We start from the raw sequence: 1,082 nt of genomic DNA, 5'->3' as shown, positions 1-1,082 counted from the left end.
AAGGAGGTAAAGTAGGCATCTGCGCGGCAATGCGAAAATTACTCCAATTAGCTTATGGTGTCTTAAAATCTGGAATACCCTTCGATGAAAATATAGCTCTTGCATCATGATGAGCAAGACGGTATCTGATGTGTAGATACCTATGCCTATAAAGAGCGCAAAGTCGCCATTCTGAACGGCGCGCATACCGCGCTGGTGCCGGTGGCCTGGCTGGCCGGTCTGGATACGGTGGGCGCGGCGATGAACGACGCCCAGATAAGCACCTTCGTAGCCAAAACCATCGCCGAGGAGATCGTGCCGGTGCTGGACTTGCCTCACGACGAGCTGAGCTCATTTGCCCAGGCGGTACAGAGCCGTTTCCGCAACCCGTTTATCCAGCACCAACTGCTGTCTATCGCGCTAAACGGTATGACCAAGTTCCGCACCCGCATCCTGCCGCAGCTGCTGGCCTACCAGCAACAGCAGGGGGAGCTGCCGGCGCGGCTGACCTTCGCGCTGGCGGCGCTTATCGCGTTCTACCGCGGCGAACGCAACGGCGAAGCTTATCCGTTGCAGGACGATCAATCCTGGCTGGATCGTTATCAGACCCTGTGGCTCGGCGTCACGGCCGGCACCACCACCCTTGGCGAGCTGGTTCGTGCCGTGCTGAGCGACACCGGACACTGGCAGCAGGACCTCCTGCAGGTGCCGGGTCTGGCGAAACAGGTTGAACAGCAACTGCAGGCCATTCTTGATCGGGGCATGCGGGACGCCGTTTCCGCCTATTGCTTAAACCTAAAGGTTTATCATGAATATTATTAAAATTCATTCTCTTGAATAACCCCGAGTTTATTAGAGAGTAATTTTGGCAATACTACGCCGCTTCCTCTGATGCTAATTGCAAAGCGTAATAGTTCATTTCGGCTTCAGTAGGAGGGATGTAACCCAGCCGCCCGAGCAGCCTTCTGTTGTTGTACCAGTCCACCCAGTCCAGCGTGGCCAACTCCACTTCCGTCCGGTTTTTCCAGCTCCCGCGGTGGATAACCTCCGTTTTGTACAACCCGTTGATACTCTCTGCCATCGCATTATCGTAGGAGTCGCCG

1 protein-coding gene and 2 pseudogenes are annotated in these 1,082 nt (G+C 55.4%); 2 read left to right on the top strand and 1 reads right to left on the bottom strand.

What is annotated here, in order from left to right; all coding sequences use genetic code 11:
- Positions 1-110, top strand: a pseudogene (locus tag CINSTRO3249_RS17025) (IS110 family transposase); the annotation flags it as partial.
- A 25-nt stretch (positions 111-135) separates the two neighbouring features.
- Positions 136-801, top strand: a pseudogene (locus CINSTRO3249_RS16030) (tagaturonate reductase); the annotation flags it as partial.
- 52 nt (positions 802-853) lie between these two features.
- Here the strand turns inward: CINSTRO3249_RS16030 and CINSTRO3249_RS16025 are convergent.
- The coding region (locus CINSTRO3249_RS16025; RefSeq protein WP_143146879.1) for an integrase core domain-containing protein at positions 854-1,082 on the bottom strand (229 nt) is incomplete at its 5' end.

It is taken from the genome of Candidatus Sodalis sp. SoCistrobi, assembly GCF_900143145.1.
Classification (GTDB): domain Bacteria; phylum Pseudomonadota; class Gammaproteobacteria; order Enterobacterales; family Enterobacteriaceae; genus SoCistrobi.
The sequence above is the reverse complement of the archived record's forward strand: the minus strand, read 5'-3'. Positions and strand labels throughout refer to the sequence as shown.